This window comes from Dactylosporangium sp. NPDC050688 (assembly GCF_040654515.1).
Classification (GTDB): Bacteria; Actinomycetota; Actinomycetes; order Mycobacteriales; family Micromonosporaceae; genus Dactylosporangium.
This window is the reverse complement of record NZ_JBFAIC010000020.1, coordinates 1-18,419: the sequence shown is the minus strand read 5'-3', so window position 1 is coordinate 18,419 and position 18,419 is coordinate 1. Positions and strand designations below refer to the sequence as shown.

The 18,419-nt window shown below is 71.7% G+C and carries 14 protein-coding genes and 1 pseudogene; 4 read left to right on the top strand and 11 right to left on the bottom strand.

Features of this window, described 5'->3' with window-relative positions; translation table 11 throughout:
• Positions 1–2: 2 nt before the first annotated feature.
• From AB0H83_RS20610 to AB0H83_RS20600, 3 genes are all read right to left on the bottom strand, one after another.
• Positions 3–617, bottom strand: coding sequence for a GNAT family N-acetyltransferase (locus tag AB0H83_RS20610; RefSeq protein ID WP_360096018.1), 615 nt, complete (start codon positions 615–617; stop codon positions 3–5).
• A 49-nt stretch (positions 618–666) separates the two neighbouring features.
• Positions 667–2,196: an APC family permease gene (locus tag AB0H83_RS20605; protein ID WP_360096015.1), complete on the bottom strand. Its 1,530-nt coding sequence runs from the start codon at positions 2,194–2,196 to the stop codon at positions 667–669.
• A 76-nt stretch (positions 2,197–2,272) separates the two neighbouring features.
• Positions 2,273–2,911: a GPP34 family phosphoprotein gene (locus AB0H83_RS20600; protein WP_360096012.1), complete on the bottom strand. Its 639-nt coding sequence runs from the start codon at positions 2,909–2,911 to the stop codon at positions 2,273–2,275.
• A 169-nt stretch (positions 2,912–3,080) separates the two neighbouring features.
• Between AB0H83_RS20600 and AB0H83_RS20595 the strand changes: the two genes are divergently transcribed.
• Positions 3,081–3,938: a helix-turn-helix transcriptional regulator gene (locus AB0H83_RS20595; RefSeq protein WP_360096009.1), complete on the top strand. Its 858-nt coding sequence runs from the start codon at positions 3,081–3,083 to the stop codon at positions 3,936–3,938.
• Between the two features lie 35 nt (positions 3,939–3,973).
• Positions 3,974–4,195, top strand: a complete 222-nt coding sequence (locus tag AB0H83_RS20590) for a DUF397 domain-containing protein (protein ID WP_360096006.1) — start codon at positions 3,974–3,976, stop codon at positions 4,193–4,195.
• A 1,452-nt stretch (positions 4,196–5,647) separates the two neighbouring features.
• On the opposite strand, the gene AB0H83_RS20585 is transcribed toward AB0H83_RS20590, so the two are convergent.
• Together AB0H83_RS20585 and AB0H83_RS20580 are read right to left on the bottom strand one after the other, a co-directional pair.
• Positions 5,648–6,649 (bottom strand): LacI family DNA-binding transcriptional regulator, encoded by a 1,002-nt coding sequence (locus tag AB0H83_RS20585; RefSeq protein ID WP_360096003.1) that lies wholly within the window; start codon positions 6,647–6,649, stop codon positions 5,648–5,650.
• A gap of 168 nt (positions 6,650–6,817) precedes the next feature.
• Entirely contained in the window at positions 6,818–7,153 is a 336-nt protein-coding gene (locus tag AB0H83_RS20580) for a VOC family protein (RefSeq protein ID WP_360096000.1), read from the bottom strand.
• Between the two features lie 102 nt (positions 7,154–7,255).
• Between AB0H83_RS20580 and ligA the strand changes: the two genes are divergently transcribed.
• Positions 7,256–9,388, top strand: coding sequence for an NAD-dependent DNA ligase LigA (gene ligA, locus AB0H83_RS20575; RefSeq protein ID WP_360095997.1), 2,133 nt, complete (start codon positions 7,256–7,258; stop codon positions 9,386–9,388).
• 1,102 nt (positions 9,389–10,490) lie between these two features.
• On the opposite strand, the gene AB0H83_RS20570 is transcribed toward ligA, so the two are convergent.
• Positions 10,491–11,144 carry a hypothetical protein gene (locus AB0H83_RS20570; RefSeq protein ID WP_360095994.1) on the bottom strand — a complete coding sequence of 218 codons (654 nt, stop codon included), beginning with the start codon at positions 11,142–11,144 and terminating at the stop codon, positions 10,491–10,493.
• A 191-nt stretch (positions 11,145–11,335) separates the two neighbouring features.
• Between AB0H83_RS20570 and AB0H83_RS20565 the strand changes: the two genes are divergently transcribed.
• Positions 11,336–11,503, top strand: coding sequence for a hypothetical protein (locus tag AB0H83_RS20565; RefSeq protein WP_360095991.1), 168 nt, complete (start codon positions 11,336–11,338; stop codon positions 11,501–11,503).
• Positions 11,504–11,770: 267 nt separating this feature from the next.
• On the opposite strand, the gene AB0H83_RS20560 is transcribed toward AB0H83_RS20565, so the two are convergent.
• From AB0H83_RS20560 to AB0H83_RS20540, 5 genes and pseudogenes are all read right to left on the bottom strand, one after another.
• On the bottom strand, positions 11,771–12,970 hold the full coding sequence (locus AB0H83_RS20560; RefSeq protein ID WP_360095988.1) for a pyridoxal-dependent decarboxylase: 1,200 nt from the start codon (positions 12,968–12,970) through the stop codon (positions 11,771–11,773).
• Positions 12,967–13,890: a hypothetical protein gene (locus AB0H83_RS20555; protein ID WP_360095985.1), complete on the bottom strand. Its 924-nt coding sequence runs from the start codon at positions 13,888–13,890 to the stop codon at positions 12,967–12,969. Before AB0H83_RS20555 ends, AB0H83_RS20560 begins: the two co-directional genes overlap by 4 nt.
• Positions 13,883–15,343, bottom strand: coding sequence for an APC family permease (locus tag AB0H83_RS20550; RefSeq protein WP_360095982.1), 1,461 nt, complete (start codon positions 15,341–15,343; stop codon positions 13,883–13,885). The genes AB0H83_RS20555 and AB0H83_RS20550 overlap by 8 nt, the downstream gene beginning before the upstream one ends.
• A gap of 414 nt (positions 15,344–15,757) precedes the next feature.
• Positions 15,758–17,974 (bottom strand): carbohydrate-binding protein, encoded by a 2,217-nt coding sequence (locus tag AB0H83_RS20545; RefSeq protein WP_360095979.1) that lies wholly within the window; start codon positions 17,972–17,974, stop codon positions 15,758–15,760.
• Positions 17,975–18,056: 82 nt separating this feature from the next.
• Positions 18,057–18,419 (bottom strand): annotated as a pseudogene (locus AB0H83_RS20540) (coagulation factor 5/8 type domain-containing protein); the annotation flags it as partial.

Sequence of the window (18,419 nt, the reverse complement as noted above, 5' to 3'; positions counted from 1 at the left end):
GGTCACGTGTAGGGCGGGCGCCACATCGGCCAGACCGGCGGGCCGTCCGGCAGCATGATCGGCGGGCGGCTCTGGTAGCCGTGGCGCAGGTACAGCTCGCGGTTGCGCGGGTGGTTGGCCTCCAGGTACGCCGGGATGCCGGCACGGTCCAGCCGGCTGTGGTGGCGGGCCAGCATCGCGCTGCCGATGCCCAGGTTCTGCCGCTCCGGGCGCACCGCGAGGAACGCCAGGTAGTGGTGCGGCACGATCGGGTGCTCCTCCTCCAGCAGCGCGTCGAGCCGGCTCGCCCGGTCGAACGCCGGGCCCGCCGCCTCCTTGAGCCGGCGGTCGTAGTCGACCGGCGGCGGGATCGCCCGCGTCAGCGGGAACCACAGCGCGACCCCGGACAGCCGCCCGTCGATGGGGTCGACGGTGGCGTACACCTCGCCGAAGCGCACCGCGTGCTCGGCGAAGATGGCGAAGTACTCGGGGGCGTAGGCGCGGCGGTCGTCGAGGTCGGGCGCCATCCACCGGGCCACCGCGCCGTCGCGCATCGCGGCGGTGAGGACCTCGGTGATCTCGTCGGTGTCGACCGGTTCGATGTCGCGGACGACGACGTCCTGTATGGCGTGCGTCATGACCATCTCTCTCTCGGTGTCCACAGTGGACGAACGGAGGTGCGCGGATTCAGGAGTGGTGGGCGACGTCGGAGGTACGGGGCAGCGAGTGCGACACCGGCAGCCCGGCGCTCTCCGGGATGACCCGCTGCTCGGCGCCCCGGCCGATCCCGGCGTAGGACTCCGGCCGCGCGGCGCGCATGACGAGCGCCCACAGCACGCCCAGGACGGCGAACACGGCGTACGCCGCCGAGAACACCCAGTTGAAGACGGAGTCCGACGCGACCTGCAGCAGGTCCCCCAGGCCGATGACCGTCGCCGCGAGCACCACGCTCAGCAGCAGGAAGGCCAGCAGCGGGGCGATCCGGGCGCGCCACACGTTCTCCCGCCGGCGGTGCCGGACGAAGAAGGCGATGACCGCCGCGGACGCGCCCCACATCAGGATCAGCACGCCGAGGCCGCCGACGGTGGTACCCCAGGCGAACAGGTGGATGAGTGCGTCGGTCTTCGTCACCTTGTACACGACGAGGACGGCCAGCGCGAGGAAGCTCTGGGTCATGGAGCCCAGCAGCGGCGCGCCGGTGCGCGGGTGCGCCACACCCCACAGCCTGGGCAGCACCCGCTCGCGGCCGAGGGCGAACTGGTACCGGGCGACCGCCGCGTGGAACGCCAGCGCGGCGGCGAACACGCTGGTCAGGAACAGCACGTAGCCGATGTTGATCAGCACCTCGGGCACGTGCGGTGTGACCAGCGCGAACACCAGGTCGGTCTCCTCGTCCTTCGCCGCCTGCACGATGTTGGCCGGTCCGGTGTTCACCGACATCGCCCAGGCCGAGACGCCGCAGAGCAGCCCGGGCAGCAGCACCGCCCAGTGGGTGGCCCGGCCGATGGTGCGCTTGGGGTCCTTCGCCTCCTCCGACAGCACGACGGTCGCCTCGAACCCGACGAAGCCGGCGATCGCCAGGACCAGCATCGCGGCGACCTCGGGGGTCAGCAGTTGCGCCGGGGCCAGCGACTCAGTGCTGACCCGGCCGCCTGCGGGGTTGGCGATCATGACCGCGTCGTAGATGAGCACGATGGTGATCTCGGCGGTCAGCAGCACGGCGAGGACCTTGCCGCTGAGGTCGACCCACAGCACGCCGAGCACCGCCACGAGGAACCAGCCGACGAGCGCGCAGACGAACCAGTCCGCCTTGACCCCGCTCGCCTCGAGGATGCCGGAGGCGACGACGCCGAGCAGGCCGAACAGGCCGATCTGCATCGCGGCGTACGCCGGCAGTGCGACGAACGCCGCCGCCACGCCGGTGACGCGGCCCAGCCCGTGGCTGATGTAGGAGTAGAAGGCGCCGGAGTTGACGATGTGCCGGCTCATCGCCACGAACCCGACGGTGAACACCGACAGGATCAGCGCCGCGACGAAGTACACCAGCGGCACCGCGGTGTTGCCCACCACGGCGTAGATGGTGGAGATGGCGCCCAGGATGACGGTCAGCGGCGCCGCCCCGGCGACGCCGAAGAACACCACGGACGGCACGCCCAGCCGGTTGCTGGCCAGTCCCCGGGTCACGATGTCCGGCCCGCTCGCGGTGCTCACGGCCATGTTCGGTCTCCTCACGCGGTCGGTCGTGCTGGTGCGCAACGCGCCGCGGTGATAGTGATGGCGGCCCACCCGGACGTCACCGGCGACCCACGGCGAGCGCAGAGCCCACCGCGGCCTCGGTGTACTGCACGAGCTGCACGATGTCGTCCGGCAGGGACGCCATGATCGCCGGCAGCTGGCGCATGCACTCGCGCTGCTCCTGCACACCGGCGAACACGTGCCTGGTCAGGCCCGTCGCGACGACGAGCGCGATGAGCGCCCGGTCGTTGAGGCCCATCGAGCGCCGGTGCGCGAGCGCCTCCGACAGCCGGATCGACTCCCACGCCGCGGTGTTGCGCTGCTCGGCGCTCAGCGGCAGGTACAGCGTCTGCGCGCTGAGCAGCTTGCGCCGGGTGACCGGCTCGACCACGCCGGCGCGCAGCAGCCGCTCGCCGACCTGGTCGGTGGCGTCGGCGGCGAGATACGCCAGCCAGGTACGGATCTCGCGGTGCTGCGGCTGCGCGATCAGCAGGTCGAGCACCGAGTGGGCAAGGGAGTCGCCAGGTGGCTCCTGGCTGACGACGTACAGGTCGCCGGTCATGGCACGCAGCCGGCCGTACACCATCAGCTCGCCGAGCAGCGCTGAGGCGAGGCCGAGGCCGGCGGCTCTTGGATGCAGCCGGGATCGACCGGTCCGATCATCATGGGCAATCAGGTAATAGCTGTTGGCAAGCATCGCGACCACGCTCCCTCGAGTCCGCCCCGAGCACGTCAGCGAAAAAGGACCAGCATGCGCATGTGCTGGCTTCGATGTCCCCGAGCATCATGTACCAGACACGGCGCGTAGTGCAACGAGTACTAGACTCGGGGTATGCGCATCCCGCAAATTGCATATGATCACTACCGTGGACATTGACGCCGGAAAGGACGAGGGCCCGACGCTTCGCCGCCGTAGACTGGCTGCGGAACTGAAGAAAAGTCGCGAGGAAGCCGGATTCACGCAGGAATCCGTGTCCCGGCACTTCGAGTGGCACTCGGCCAAGGTCACCAGAATTGAGAACGCACGCGTGCCGGTGACAGCCCGGGACGTCAACGACCTGCTGACCCTGTACGGGGTCAGCGACCCCGGCTACCGCGAGGCACTGCTGGCGCTGGCCCGCCAGGGCAGGCAGCGCACGTGGTGGACGGACTACCGCGACGTCATGCGGCCGGGCAACTTCGTCGGCATGGAGGCGGACGCGTCGATCACCCGCGTCTGGGAGCCGATCGTGCTGCCGGGGCTGCTGCAGTCCGAGGCGTACATGCGGGCGCTCATCGGCATCGGCCGCCGGCACGACCCGATGGAGTCGATCGAGCGGCGGGTGGCGCTGCGCAAGATGCGCCAGGCCCGCCTGACCGCGCCGGCTCCGCTGCAGCTGGTGGCCCTGATCGACGAGTCGGTGGTGCACCGGGTGGTCGGCGGTCCGTCAGTGATGCAGGAGCAGCGCCGCAAGCTCATCGAGGTCGCGGCGCTGCCGAACGTGTCCATGCGGATCGTGCCGTACGGCGCCGGCGAGCACCCGTTCATGGGCGGCTCGGTCGCGCTGCTCGAGTTTCCCGACGTCGCCCACTTGGATGTCATATACCTGGAAGGGCTTGCCGGGGACTACTACGAGGAGCAGCCTGCGGAGGTCAAGCGCTACCGAGACGAGTTCGAGCGGCTGAGGAGCAGGGCGCTCAGCGAGGCATCGACGGTGACGCTGATCGAACGCCTGCTCGACTGAGCTGTCCGCGCCCGCCACAGCTCACAGGAAGGGAGGTGCGCGTTTTGTCTGCCCAATTCAGCGATGCCAGCTGGCACAAAAGCAGTCGCAGCAACGGCAACGGCGGCAACAACTGCGTGGAAGTCGCAGTCGTTGCCTCCGCTGTCGGTGTCCGCGACAGCAAGAATCCGGACGGACCGGTGCTACGGTTCGATCCGGCGGCTTGGCAGGTGTTTCTGTCCGACGCCAAGCTCGGCAATTTTGACGTGACCAGCTGAATGCTTTTCCCGGTTGCCTCAAATCCCGAACACCATTGATCCGCGCATGGGCTGGTGCAGGAATGCATCAGCCCTCCGCGAAGATCCCGGTCGATGCTATTACCGCCCGTCCGCAGACGCCACCACCGGCTTTCGCAGTATCTGTAACAGCGCCGCGATTCTCGATCTCCGGCCGGCGCCCGCCTCGCCCGGCGCTCGCGCCCGCTGGCCGGGCCGCAACCGGACCGACGCCTGCCGGGCTTCACCCAGGAGGCGTTCCGCGTCTTCAAGCAGGACGGCAAGGAGCCCCGGCCGGGACCGCCATGCCTGGCGCTACGACCGGGGTACAGCCACGGAGCGCCTTCGATCAAGTGACCGTTGATCGAAGACCCGCAATGGCGTCCGGACGACCGGATCCCTCCGTCGATCACGAGTGGTGGCAGGAAGATCGGGGTCCGGGTGCGGCCGGCGAAGCGGGCGACACCCGGCCCTCACCTTTCCCGGCCCAGCCCCCACCTCTCCCACCCCTCGATCACGAGCCTCGCCCCCTTGATCAACGGACGGATCCGGCTATCCACGGCGGTTTCGAGGGATGGTTGCCACGCCGGTTGACGCCAAGGGCGCCGACGGGCACAGCCACGGAGCGCCTTGGATCATGCCACCGTTGATCAAAGGCCAGCAATGGTCGTCCGGATGACCGGATCCGGCCGTGGATCATGAGTGGTGGTGGGGAGATCAGGGTCCGGGGGCCGTCGGCGAAGCGGTCGGCACCCGGCCCTCACCTCTCCCGGCTCAGCTCCCATGTCTCCCGCCCTTTGACCAACGACCTCGCCCGACCCTTGATCAACGGACGGATCCGGCTGTCCATGGCGGTTTCGAGGAGTGGTTGCCGCGCCGGCCAACGCCGAGCACGCCGACGGGCACAGCCACGGGCCGCCTTCGATCATGCCACCGTTGATCAAAGGCCAGCAATGGCCGTCCGGATGACCGGATCCGGCCGTGGATCATGAGTGGTGGTGGGGAGATCAGGATCCGGGGGTGGGCGGCGAAGCGGTCGGGGTTCGCAAGGTGCTCGACGAGCGCGGCGCGGCGAGGAACGAGGCATGAGCGGCCCGGAGCGGGACAATCCCGTCCGTGCGCCGCGACGCGCGCCGGCCGACCCGGTGGCGACGCCGGTGCCGGCGGTGAGTGCGCACCCGCTGGAGCGCTCGAGGTCGTCTCCGGATCGGGCGCGGCGGCGGTGATGGTGCTGTCGCGGCCGTCAGGCCGCGGCCGCGTGCTTGTCGCGACCGTCAGGCCGCGGCCGCGTGCTTGTCGCGACCGTCAGGCCGCGGCCGCGTGCTTGTCGCGGCCGTCAGGCCGCGGCGGGGTGACTGTCGGCGGACCTGGCAGGGAGGGCCGCCAAGGCCCGACCGGTGGCTGACGGGAGCTGCGGGCCGCGCCCACGGCGGACCGGAGCCATGCTTTGGCGCTTCAGCGCTTCGGGGCGGCTGTGCTGCGGCGCAGGACGAGGGTCGGTGCGACATACGGGTCGGGCTCGGGGCGGTCGGGGCCTTCCGGGAGGTCGGCCTCGATGGCGCGCAGCAGAGCGGCGATGCAGCGGCGGCCGACCTCGTCGAAGTCCTGGCGGATCGTGGTCAGCGGCGGCGACAGGAACTCGGCCTCGGGGATGTCGTCGAACCCGACGATACTGACGTCGTCGGGGACGCGGATGCCGTGCTCGTGGAAGGCGCGCATCATGCCCAGCGCCATCTGGTCGTTGCCGGCGAAGACGGCGGTGACGTCGGTGCGGCGGGCGAGCTCCAGGCCCGCCTGGTAGCCGGAGCGGGCGGACCAGTCGCCGGTCATCAGCGGCGGGGCGGGCAGGTCGGCGGCCTCGAGCGTGCTGCGCCAGCCCTCGATGCGCCCGTGGGTCTCCAGCCAGTCGCGCGGGCCGGACAGGTGCCAGACCTTGCGGTGGCCGAGGTCGAGCAGGTGCTGCACGGCGAGGCGGGCGCCGGTGACCTGGTCGACGGAGATCGCGGGGATCTCGCCGCCGACGTTGGACTCCACGGCGACGGCGGCCACGCCGAGCGGGAGGCTGTGCAGGGCGGCCGCGGCCGCGGTCTGCGGGGCGATCACGACGACCCCGGCGACCGACTGGTCGGCGAGCGCCTCCAGGGCGGCGACCATGCCGCTGTGGTCGACCTGCTCGAGGGTGACGATGCTGACGCCGTACCCCGCGGCGCGGGCGGCTCGCTCGATGCCCAGCAGCGTGGAGGCGGGACCGTAGAGAATCGTGTCGAAACTGACCACGCCGACCACCCTGGAGCGCCGGCCGGCGAGGCCACGGGCCATCGCGTTGGGGCGGTAGTTGAGCTGCCGTACCGCCTCAAGGACCCGCTCACGCGTGGCGGGGCTGACGCTGGGATGCTGGTTGAGCACCCGCGACACGGTCTGATGGGAGACACCGGCGAGTCGCGCGACGTCATTCATGACCGCAGCCCGGCCCTGGCTCGTTGGACGCATCGCCCTCCCCCCTGTTGATGTTAGCGCTGCCACGATATGCCGTCCCAGGCGGTCCGCCGTGTCCCGCGCGCGGGAATGACCGTTCGGATGATCCCGGGCTCCTTCGGACGCGGCGCAGGTCCTGCCCGGTGTCGGCTATTCGACGCAGAACTCGTTGCCCTCCGGGTCGGCCATGACCGTCAGTTCGTCGCCCGCGTGCAGGACCGCGGCGCCGAGCGCCTCCAGGCGGGCGACCTCGTCGGCCACCGTGCCGGGCGCCCGCAGGTCGAAGTGCATGCGGTTCTTCGCGGTCTTGCCCTCCGGGACGCGGGCGAACCACATGTTGGGCCCGCCCCAGCCGGGCGCCTCCACGAACGCCTTGTCCGATGTGGACTCCTCGTCCACGTCGGTGCCGAGCGCCGCGGCCCAGAACCGGGCCAGCACGAGCGCGTCGGCGCTGTCGAACGTCACGGACTTGATGTACGCGGCCATGCCGGCAGGCTACTGGCGCGGCGCCGGGAATTTTTGTCGTACCCCGTGACTAGGCTGCGGGCAGTCCAGTCGTTGCAGGGGGTACATGCCATGGAGGCCGTCGTGCAGGAAGCCGGTGCGGGTCTGGTCGTCGACGCCGCCAAGGCGGAGCCGTTCGCCAGTGCCGAGGACTACCGGGCGGCGGTCGGCCGGGTCCGTGAGGCGGCCGCCGCCTACTACAGCGGCCCGGACCTCGCCATGGACGACGCGGTCTATGACGCGTTGCTGGCCCGGGTCGCGGCGACCGAGGCGGCGCAGCCGGAGTGGAAGGCCGACGAGTCCCCCACCGAGGTCGTCGGCGCCGGCGGCGGGGTCGTCGGCGACGTCGTGCACAGCGCCCCGATGCTCAGCCTGGACAACGTGTTCGATGAGGAGACGCTGCGCAAGTGGGCGGCGCGCCTGGACCGGATCCTGGGCCGGCCCGCCGGCGGGTTCACCGTCGAGCCGAAGATCGACGGGCTGGCGATCGCCGCCCGCTATGTGGACGGCCGCCTGGTGCAGGTCGCGACCCGCGGCGACGGCCGCGCCGGTGAGGACGTCACCGGGCAGGCCCGGCGGGCGGCAGGGCTGCCGGATCGCCTCGCCGAGCCGGTGACCCTGGAGGTGCGCGGTGAGGTGTTCATGACCGACGCCGACTTCGAGCGGGCCAACGCAATGCGCACCGGTGCGGGCGAGCCGGCGTTCGCGCACCCGCGCAGCGCGGCCGCCGGCACGCTGCGGGCGCAGGACCGCACCTATGACGCGCCGCTGTCGTTCTTCGCCTATTCGGTGCACCGGGCCGGGCCCGCGGCGGTCGCGCACTCCGAGGCCATGGCCGAGCTGGAGCGGCTCGGCATCGCCACGACCGGCGGGTCGGTCGCCGGCACGCCGGTGTGCGCCACCGTCGAGGAGGTCCTCGCCGCGGTGCACGTGCTCAGCGCGAGCCGAGGGACGCTCGGGTTCGGCATCGACGGCGCCGTCATCAAGGCCGACCAGCCCGCCGACCGGGACGCCGCGGGCTCGTCGAGCCGGGCGCCGCGGTGGGGCGTGGCGTACAAGTTCCCGGCGGACACCCGCATGACCCGGCTGCTGGGGATCGAGGTGCAGATCGGCCGGACCGGTGTCATCACCCCTGTCGCGGTGCTGGAGCCGGTGCAGATCGACGGTGTCACGGTCACGTCCGCGACCCTGCACAACTTCGACGACCTCGTCCGGCGCAACGTGCGCCCGGGCGACGTCGTGTTCGTGCGCCGGGCCGGCGACGTCATCCCCGAGGTCACCGGCGCGAAGCTCGACGAGCGGCCGGCGGACTCGGTGCCGTTCGAGCCGCCGGCCCGCTGCCCGCGCTGCGACGGCGAGATCGACCGCAGCCAGAAGCGGTGGCGGTGCACCCGCGGCCGGGCCTGCGGCGCGCACGAGTCCCTCGCGTACTACGCGGCCCGCCACTCGATGGACATCGAGGGCCTGGGCGGCAAGATCATCGACCTGGTCGTCGCCGCGGGTCTGGTCACGGACCCCGCCGACCTGTACGACCTGGACGTGCCGACGGTCGCCGGCCTCGACCGGATGGGCGAGGTGTCGGCCACGAAGCTGGTCGCGGGCATCCAGGCGTCGAAGGCGCAGCCGCTCGCCCGGGTCCTGACCGGCCTCGGCGTGCGCATGACCGGGCGGTCCATGTCCCGCCGGCTGGCCCGCCACTTCGGCACCATGCAGGCGCTGCTGGACGCTTCTGTGGAGGACCTGCAGCAGGTCGAGGGCGTCGGGCCGGAGCGCGCCGTGACCATCGCCGCCGAGCTGGTCGACCTGGCACCGGCCATCGCGAAGCTGGTCGCCCGCGGCGTCAACATGTCCGAGCCCGACCTGACCCCGCCGACCGCCGCCGGCGCCCCGCTTGACGCCGGTGCCGACGGTGCCGCGGCCGCCGTGCCGCTGCCGCTGCGCCGCCCCGACGGCACCCCGATGACCGTCGTGGTCACGGGCTCGGTGCCGGGCCTGACCCGCGACGAGGGCAACGAAGCCGTCGAACGCCTCGGCGGCAAGTCCTCCGGCTCCGTGTCGAAGCGCACCGACCTGGTCGTCGTCGGCGACGGCGCCGGCTCCAAGGCTGACAAGGCCGAGCAGCTCGGCGTGCGCATCCTGCCGGCCGACCGGTTCGCCGCCCTGCTGGCGGCGTTCCAGGCGGGGGACGAGGCGGGGGTTGCGGAGGTGCTCGGCTGAGGCGGCCGGGCCCGGTCCGGGCGGCTCTGGGTGTGCGTGGCGGCGTGGCGTGGCGTGGCCGGCAGCGCAACGACGCGGGCGACTTTCGGCCGCCCGTAGGGGCCTCCGCGGGACCTGCACCGGAATTCCCGGTAAGCGGTCAGGTGATCTCGGTCCCGGCTTCATGAAATCGGATCTGTCCGGCCGATCGGTGCGGGTGCCGACCCCATGCACTCGACCTGACCGGGTGCGTGCACTTGGCCGAGCAGCTCGCCGGCTGCGATCCGAAGACCGTCGAACGGTATGTGGGCCTGCGCGAGGCTGGCGGGGACCCGTTCACCCGCGCGGCACGGCCGAACCTGATCGACGCGTTTCTGCCAAAGGTCGAGGGGCTCGTCGACCAAGTCCCGCGGCAGGATCCGTGCGGACAGGGTGCACGAACGCCTGGTCGTGATGGGTCCCGCACCGTCGAACTCGCCACCACCATCATGCCCGGATCGCGACCGTTGACCGGCCCCTGCACCACGCGCCCACGTCACCACCACCAAGGGCGCCAGCCGCCGCCTGCGGCCAGCCCTCGCCGGCCACGGCGCCCAACCCCTGACCAGCTGACCCAGCACGAGATCACCTTCCCCGGTCGGTGGTCCGGTCGGTGGTCCGGTCGGGATGGTCAAGGTCGTCGGGCCGGACGGCGGTGCAGCCGGTCCGGCGCTCCGCCCTGGAGGCAGCGGCGGGGTGCGCGGCCCCGTCGGCGTGAGGTCCGGTGGCGGTGGCCAGCCAGTGCCACGTCGGAGCGCTGTGGACCAGATGTCTTCATCGACGGGATCGCGCTCGGTCATGAGGTAAGCCGTGACACGGCTTGTTGGTCACGGTGGCCGATGTCGCTGGGAGGCTTCTTCGTCGCTGCGCCGGTCGACGTCAGCCGGCGTGCTGCCGGCGGTGGGAATCCGCCTTTTTCGAAGAGATCAGGGAGCCGGGATTCCGCGTCATCGCAGCCCCGGCGGATCAAGAGTCACGGATCTGAACATCTGACCCGTATCGTCTGATGCCGCTCAACGGGAGCGGTCGACCAAAACGCCGCGGCGCACAGATCGGACTCCGGCGCGCGGCGGAATCGCGAGCCTCAGAGTTTCGGTAGTGCGTCACGGTTCTGCAGCGCCACTTTGCCGCCGACGGCGACGGCAGTCAGGACAACGGCGGCGGCGGCGCCGAGTGCCGCCCTGCTGGCCCACCGGTCCAGGTAGTGCTTGTTCTCGGAGTCTTTCGCGTAATCCTTGTCCGCGGTTTGCATGAGGTATTCGTTCAGATACCTGCGGGTCTCCGGGTCCAGGTCATCCCGTTCGAGCTGGGCGATGTACGCCGCCCTGACCTCTTGGTAGCCCTGATGAACATGCTCTTGGCTCTTCTCGTTGGACGACAGCGTGGCATCGTGCACCTTCCGCACCGTCGTCATCACTTTGACGGCGATCTTTGTGATCTCGGGGAGCTGTTCGATGATCTTGAGTTGAATGTCCTTGTCGATCTCCGGCATCATGGCCACGAGTTGGAAGACCTTGTCTTTGGAGAGATTCCGCCAGGTGTCGATACCGAGGACATTCTTGACGTCTTCTTCACTCTTGATGACCATGTCGTGTCCCCACCTGTCGAAACGATCTCCGCGGCGCAGAGTGTAGCCGAGGCCCGCCCGTCCGCGCCGTGGGCGATTCGCGCTGCCGCGCGGGCGGATGGGTTGCCCGGATCCGGCGGCAGATGCCGGGCGCACCGCTGCTTTCGTCACATTCCCTCGCTGCGGCGCACGGCCCCCGCGATCTCACGAATCGAGGGGTGCCGACGTCACTCAAGGGTCTGACAAGGTCGATGTCCGACCATGAGGGTGGAGGGGAGCACGCGGGTGGTGGACGGGTTCGATGCGCGGGAGCGGGCGATGTGGGCCGGGCGGGCGGGGCGTACCTAGGCAGTTTCGCGGGGTTGTGCGCGTATCCGGCGGGGGCGTTGCTGGACGGGCAGCCGGCGGCGGTCGTGGATCGGGTGCGGCGGGCGTACGACCAGGTCAGTGCGGCCTACCTCGACCCGGACGGGCGGTTGGCGCTGCCGACGGCGGCGTTGCTGGCGGCGGGGACGGTGACCGGACCGTGACCCTCGAGGGCGGCCGCAGGACGGTGAAGGGTGCCGACGAGGGGCGGGACCTTGTTAGGTTCAGGAGACACGGGGATCGATGATCGGCGCGGCGGCGGGTGCATCCCGCAGGGACCACCGCCTCCGCAGCACGGCAGCCGCCGCGCCGGTCACCGCCCGGCCCAAGCGGTCACGACCCAAGCCGTGACGCCCAAGCGCTCACGACCCAAGCCGTCACCTCCCAAGACGTCACCGCCCAAGCCGTCACCACCCAACCACCGGACCAGCTCAGCAGGCGATCGTCTTCGGCGCCGTCCCGGCGCCGGTCAGGGTGTGGGCGAGGTCGCCGACGAACCGGTCGACCAGGTCCCGGCTCTTGCCCGGCATGCAGACCACGTGCGCGTTGCCGTGCTCGTCCGTGGCCAGGGGCCACCGTTCGAGGAGGTGCTGCGGCGGGCGGGGGAACACGACCGTGAACGCGTGCTCCTGCGCACGCCAGGCGGGCCAGCCGATCCCCCGCAGTTGCCGCTCCGTGTACCCGGCGAGCTCGCGGGCGGCGGCGGCCCGGCCGCGCAGGCCCGGCAGGCCCCAGTGGCGCAGCAGGTACCACAGCCACAGCGGGGCATGGCCGGAGCGGGAGCCGGTGATCGTGCTGTCCGGGGCGGCCGTGTACGTGATGCTGCCGCGGCCGCTGTGCCGGTCGGCGAGGGCGACGACGACCCCGCAGGGGAACGGGGTGGCGAGGAACTTGTGGCCGCTGACGGCGAAGGAGTGCACGCCGTCGGCGAAGGTGAACCCGGGACGGCTCAGCGGGTCGGTCAGCGCGAGGGGGATCCCGGCGAGCGCGGCGTCGGCGTGGATCCAGCGCCGGCCGGGGTCGATGCCGGCGAGGGTGAGGGCCTCGTCGACGAGGGCCGCGTCGTCGACGGCCTCGGTCATGGTGGTGCCGATGGTGGCGACCACGATGGCGCCCGTGCCCCGGCGACGGCGGCGGTGCTCGGCGGCGGCGGTGCGCAGCCGGTCGTAGCGGATCTCGCCGCGGTCGTCGGCGGGGATGAGGTGCAGGCGCATGCCGAGCAGCTCGGCGTTCTTGGCGACGCTGTAGTGCGCGGCGGTGGAGGCGAACACGGCCGCGCCGGGCAGGTGCCGGCGGGCCTGCCACAGCGCCCACAGGTTGCTCTCCGTGGTGCCGGTGGTGACGTACCCGTGCCGGTTGTCCAGCGGGGCGTCGACGAGGTCGGCGACGAACTGGACGACCTCGTGCTCGACAACCTTGGTGTGCAGCCGGTACGCACCGCCCGCGGCGTACGGGTGGCCGACGTTGTTGAGCAGCAGCCGCTCGAAGCGGGCCACGGCGGTCATGTCGGGCAGGTCGGTGGCGCCGGGGAAGCCGAGATCGTAGGCGGCGTGCCGGGTGAGGTCGGCGTGCAACTGGTCGAGCCGGCCGAGGACGGACGGGTCCTCCGGTAACGGCGTGGCGGCGCTCATCGCGGCCGCGACCCGAGGTCGATGATGCGGCCGAGCTCGCTCATCCAGCGCCAGACGTGGTACGCGGGGTCGTGCGGCTCGACCTCGGCCAGGGAAGGGTTCCAGCGCCACTGCATGCTCGGCACCCCGTAGTGGGTGTTGGCGTCATCGACGGAGCTCTCCACGGACAGGCCGTTGAACTGCTTGCGGCCACCGCGGTCCAGCACGAGCCGGGTGCCGTCGATGAGGCGGGCGAAGCAGCGGCCGGGCAGGTCGAACTCGTTGGCGGCGTGCCGTTGCGCCTCGGCCCAGGTGCCGAGCGGGGTGTCCAGGGTGCACACGCCGACGCCGGCGAACACCGCGGCGGACATCGGGTCACACTTGTTGGCCATCATGCTGCGCGGGTCGAAGCGGGGGTCCGCCTGGTACCCCTCGTGCGCGTGCCGGGCCAGGCCGTACAGCAGCATCGGCAGGTCGTTGGCCTCGTCGTCGGCGAGGAAGATCCGGGTCGCGGTGCGCAGCTGCTGCGGCACCGGCACGCCGCGCTCCAGGTAGAACAGGGCGATGCCGTGCGGGCTGAGCGGGTCGCGCCGGCGGCGTTCCCACGCGTGGCGGGTGTGCAGGACGGAGAAGCGGCGCAGCCGGGACACGACCTCCCCGCGGAAGGCGGCGGTGATGTCGGCCGCCGGGTCGCCGCCCGGCCCGCGGGGGCCTTCCTGCGGCACCGCGTGCAGGTGCCGGGTCTCCTGTTCGTCCGATGCGGCGGATGTACGGCGGTGCGCCGGCAACCGCGGAGCGGAGCGCTCGTACGGCGGGCCGTCGGCAACGGAGTACAACGAAGCGGCGGCGGGCGCGGGGTGCTGGTAGGACAGGGCGGCCGGGGCTGAGTACGACGGTGCCGGTGCGGGCGGCGGCGTCACCGTCCGGTTCGGCTCAAACATCGAGGTCCTTCAGCCGGCGGTCCAGCACTCGCAGCGGGTCCGGTCTGCCCCGGCCGACCTCGGCCAGCACCGGCGCGCGGCGCGAGCGCAGCGCCAGCGCCCACAGCGCCCCGGCCAGGACGGTGGCGAGCACGGCGGCGGGGATGACCGCCTGCAGCACCGAGTCGCCGGCGATGTCGAGCAGCGAGGACAGGTTGGCGACCGTGACCAGCAGGATGCCGGCACCGGCGACGACGCCCAGCGACGGCAGGACCGTGCTGACGAGCAGGCCTTCGCGGGTACCGCCGCCGCGCCGGTAGTACCGGATGCTCCCGGCGGAGATGAGCACCAGCATCAGCAGGATGCCGACGGCGCCGGCCGCGGACAGCCAGGTGAACAGCACGGCGATCGGGTCCGCGCCGAGCACCACGAACAGGCCGACGACGAGCAGCGCGGTCGCGCTCTGCAGGATCGACCCGCCGGTCGGGGCGCCCTCGGCCTGGCCGCCGGCGCCGGTGCGGGCCAGCCACTCGGGCAGGACGCCTTCGCGGGCCATGCCGAACGCGTACCGGGCCAGCACGTTGTGGAACGACAGCATGGCCACGAAGACGCTGGTGACGAGCAGCATCGTGGCGAGCAGGCTCAGGCCGCTGCCGTACCACGTGTCGAGGACCGTGAACGGCAGCCCGGCCTCTGGGTCGGCGGCCACGGTGGCGATGCGGTCCGCGCCGACGGTCGCGGCGAGCGCCCAGGCGGTCAGCCCGTAGAACAGCGGCATGAAGAGCAGCGCGGCGGTGGTGGCGCGGGTGATGCTGCGGCTGGTGCGGACCTCCTCGCTGTACACGGGGGCGGTGTCGAACCCGATGAACGCGGCGATGCCGAGGGCGAGCGCGCCGCCGATGCCGGGCGCCCACAGCCCGGACGGGCTGATCGGCGCGACGGTGATCGCGCCGCCTGCGGGGTGGGAGAACGCGGCGAGGTCGAACAGGGCGATGACGACGAGCTCGACGCACAGCACGGAGCCGACGACGAACGCGGACAGCGACACCTGCAGCAGGCCGCAGACGGCGACCGCGAGCCAGAGCACGCCGGCCCACACGACCCAGTCGCCGCCGAGGAGCCCGGCGAGGGTGGCGCCGACGAGGCCGTACAGGCTCATCTGGATGCACGAGTAGAACACCAGGGCGAGGGCGCCGCCGATGATGCCTGCGGCCGGCCCGAAGCCGTGGGCGAGCAGGGCGTACGCGGGGGCGGCGTGCGGGACGTTGCGGGCCATCGACACGTACCCGACGGCGAGCAGCGCCAGGGCGACGCCGAGCAGCGCGAAGGTCAGGGGCGTGGCCACCGTGCCGGTCGTCGCGTAGGTGGCGACGATGCCGCCGGCCAGGACCGCCATCGGGGAGCTGGCGCCGATCTGGAAGAGCCAGACGCCGCCGCCGGACATCTGCCGGCGGGTGAGCCCGTACCCCGTCATCGCGGGCCACCAGAGGTGCTGCGCAAGGACGGTGACGCGGTTGTGGGCCGAAGGGAAGGACGCATCGCGGCGCGTGCTCCGATTCTGAAGTCGGCCGGTCCGTGACGACCGGTATGCCGAGCGTGATCAATTCCGCAGCGCAGTGTATGGGCGGGGATCACTCACGGCAGAACCCTGCGGCGGCCACGGGACATCCGCGATAGTTCGGTCCCGAAGCCCCCGGAGCAGGGACGGCGCCGGCCGGTGAGCTCCCTCGATCACCTGGTGGCCGGTCCGGCGGCGGCAGAGTTTACCGGCGCGTGTTGAGCTCGTTACGAGCCTCGGGCCCCGGGTCCACACGTGGCCGACCGGGGTCCAGACGTGCCGCCACGCCCCACCGGGAAAGCCCGGTGGGGCGTGGCGGCACGGGGGCGTTTACGCGGTCAGCCGCAGGTAGTCGACGTTGAACCCGCCGGTCTCGCAGTAGAGGGTCAGCTGCTGGTCGCCGGCGGCGACGGTGACCGGGACGTGCACCGACTGGTATGCGCCCCAGCCGCCGGTGTCGGGCACGGTCGCGGTGGCCAGGACCTGGCCGGTCGCGTCGCGCAGGGAGATCGCGCCGGTCGCGGGGGCGCCGGTGCCGTTGGCGACGCGCAGCTCCACGTCGTAGGTGCCGGCCTGGGCGACGTCGAGGCGGTAGGCGAGCCAGTTGCCGGCGGCGGTCCAGCCGACGTTCCGCCCGCCGCTGGCCGACGGGTTGGTCTCGACGAAGTTCGGCCCGCCGTCGGTCCAGCCGTGCTGCGCGACGTACGCCTCGGCCTCGATCTTCTCCCCCACCGGGGCGCCGTGCGGCCGGACGGTGACGCGGACCGTGGCCCGGTCGCTGGCCCGGCCGTCGGTGACGGTGACGGCGAGGTCGATGGCGCCGGGCACCGTCGGGTGCAGCGTGACGACGCCGGTGGCCGCGTCGACGGTGACCCCGTCGGGCAGGTCCGTGGCGTAGAACGCGAGGCTGTCCCGGTCCGCGTCGGTGGCCCGCAGCCGCACCTGGGCGGTGCTGTACTGGTCGACGACGACCGGGCCCTGGTCGGCGAGGACCGGGGCGCGGTTGCGGCCGCGGGGCAGTTCGGCGGTCCAGCGGAAGGTGGCGTACGCGTGGGCGGGGACCGTCGCGACGAACGACTTGCCGGCGAGCACGACCCGTACGGTCGCGTCGGTGGCGTTCGCGTTGCCGATCACCGCGACGTAGCCGTCGTGGCGGTCGCGGTACACGACGTTGCTGATGCCGCCGGCCGTACCGCTGGACTCGACCCGCACGTGGTCGGGGCCGAGGTACCGGGCGAACTGGCCGAGCTGGTAGAGCTCGTCGCGGACGGTGAACGTGCGGGTGGTCGTATCGACCTTGACCAGGCGGTCGGGCCACTTGGTGGTGCGGGCGACCTCGTCCCAGTCGATGTTGTTGTCGCGGGCCGGGGTCCAGTGCAGGGTGCCGCCGTCCTGGTCGGTCGCCTGCGCCCACAGGATGTAGGACGACGCGTCGAGGCGGAAGTCGGCCAGGACCGTGGCCGGGGACAGGTCGCTGGTCTCGGTGAGGTGCACCGGCTTGCCGGTCTGCTCGTAGGCGTCGCGCATGACGGTGGGGTCGCCCCAGTACGGGTGGAACGCGATCGCGTCCGCCGCGCGGGCCGCCGCCGGGTCGTTCAGGACGCGGTAGTAGTTCTTGGTGGCGGTGCTGTTGGGGTCGCGCCAGTCCCAGAAGTTGAAGTCGTGGATGTACAGCTCGACGTCGAGGCGGGCTTTGCGCAGCTCGCGGTCGATGGCGACGGCCAGCCGCTGCTGCTGCTCGACGCTGATGTCCATGGCCGGGTAGACGACGTCCATGCCGGGCTCGTTGAGCAGCGTCAGCGCGTCGACGTGGATGCCGAGCCGGGCGTACGCCTGCACGTATTTGACGTAGTACCGGGCGAACACGTCGATGCGGTCGTCGCGCAGCTTGCCGACCTGGTAGTACTCGCTCGTGCTGCCGGGCTTGAGGGCGACCTCGCCGAGGAAGCGGTTGTTGGTCTTCATCCACGCCGGTGCGCTCCACGCCGAGGCGAGGAACGTGGCCCGCGGGTTGTACTTCTGGATCAGCTTGATCGTGTCGACGAGGTGCAGGTCGATGTCGCGCTGGATGCTGAAGTACTTCAGCTCGGGGTCCTCGGTGACGCCGGCGGGCAGGTCGTCGTAGGACCAGAACGGCAGGTGCTCGATGAGGTCGGGGCTGCCGATGGTGAGCCGGAAGCGGTCGAGCCCGGCGCCGGTGCGCGGGTCGACGAGCAGCCGCACCGCGTCCTCCCGCTGCCGCGGGGTGAGCTTCCACAGGTTCGACACCGTGGTCTCGTCGATCGAGAAACCGATGCCGGTGTACGACTGCCGCGTCCTGCTCGGGTCGGCCACGACCGTGGCGTCGGCGCGGATCCCGGCGCCGTCACCGACGCGCACGTCCGGCAGCGGCTGCCACGCGTGGGCGGCGCCGGTCGAGTAGGTGCCGGTGACCAGCGCGCCGTGGCCGGGCCGGGCGGCGCTCGCCGGGCCGGCGGCGACGGTCGCGCCGGTCAGGGTGCCCGCGGTGACCAGGGCGACGGTCGCCGCGGAGATGGATCGCCTCACGGCGCCTCCTGAGGGTCGCGGTGCGGCGCCGCCGCTTCGGGCGGCGCCGCACCTTCGGATCGGACGGGGATGCCGGCCGCTGTTACGGGCCGCTGACCAGGTTCGTGACCTGGTGGCTGCTGTTGACCGCGTCGCCGGTGTTGTTGATGACGTGCGAGATGGTGCCGGTGCCGCCGAGGGAGACGGTGACCATGTTGTGGAATTTGACGTTCGGGGTGACCGGGACCTCGAAGGAGTGGCCGAGCACGACGCTGGGGTTGGTGTTGAAGTAGCAGTAGCTGCCCAGGCCCCACGCCTCGTGGCTGGTCACGCTGTTGCCGACCTTGTACGCCGCCCAGCCCTGCGCCCCACCGCCGCTGCTCCAGCTGGCCTGGTTGGGCACGTCGTAGGGGATCTCGTTCTGGTAGAAGTACGTGCGGCCGCCGTTGCCGTTCCAGATCGTCTG

Excerpts from the sequence above, each read along its gene's own strand:
- AB0H83_RS20550 (WP_360095982.1), bottom strand. The coding sequence starts at position 15,343 with ATGACGGGGTACGGGCTCACCCGCCGGCAGATGTCCGGCGGCGGCGTC.
- AB0H83_RS20605 (WP_360096015.1), bottom strand. The coding sequence starts at position 2,196 with ATGGCCGTGAGCACCGCGAGCGGGCCGGACATCGTGACCCGGGGACTG.
- AB0H83_RS20600 (WP_360096012.1), bottom strand. The coding sequence starts at position 2,911 with ATGCTTGCCAACAGCTATTACCTGATTGCCCATGATGATCGGACCGGT.
- AB0H83_RS20610 (WP_360096018.1), bottom strand. The coding sequence starts at position 617 with ATGACGCACGCCATACAGGACGTCGTCGTCCGCGACATCGAACCGGTC.
- AB0H83_RS20560 (WP_360095988.1), bottom strand. The coding sequence starts at position 12,970 with ATGAGCGCCGCCACGCCGTTACCGGAGGACCCGTCCGTCCTCGGCCGG.
- AB0H83_RS20585 (WP_360096003.1), bottom strand. The coding sequence starts at position 6,649 with ATGAATGACGTCGCGCGACTCGCCGGTGTCTCCCATCAGACCGTGTCG.
- AB0H83_RS20580 (WP_360096000.1), bottom strand. The coding sequence starts at position 7,153 with ATGGCCGCGTACATCAAGTCCGTGACGTTCGACAGCGCCGACGCGCTC.
- AB0H83_RS20555 (WP_360095985.1), bottom strand. The coding sequence starts at position 13,890 with ATGTTTGAGCCGAACCGGACGGTGACGCCGCCGCCCGCACCGGCACCG.